Raw genomic sequence first — 260 nt, 5'->3', positions numbered from 1 at the left:
CCGGTCATGCCCGGCAGCGTGCGCGACAACATCACCTACGGCCTGAGCGGACAGTACAGCGACGCGATGGTGTGGGCGGCGGCCGAGCGCGCCGGCGCGGCCGGCTTCATCGAGCGCATGCCCGAAGGCTTGGACACCGCGCTGATCGAGCAGGGCAACAACCTGTCCGGCGGGCAGCGCCAGCGCATCGCGATCGCGCGCATGTTCCTGCGCAATCCCGACATCCTGATCCTCGACGAAGCCACCTCGGCGCTGGACAG

The 260-nt window shown here is 69.6% G+C and carries 1 protein-coding gene; it reads left to right on the top strand.

Annotation, left to right across the window (positions count from 1 at the left end; translation table 11 throughout):
* A partial coding sequence (locus HKX41_12095) for an ATP-binding cassette domain-containing protein (protein ID NNC24876.1) occupies nucleotides 1-260 on the top strand: 260 nt, incomplete at both ends.

Origin of the sequence: Salifodinibacter halophilus (genome assembly GCA_012999515.1) — a bacterium.
Lineage (GTDB): Bacteria > Pseudomonadota > Gammaproteobacteria > Nevskiales > Salinisphaeraceae > Salifodinibacter > Salifodinibacter halophilus.
The sequence above is the reverse complement of the archived record's forward strand: the minus strand, read 5'-3'. Positions and strand labels throughout refer to the sequence as shown.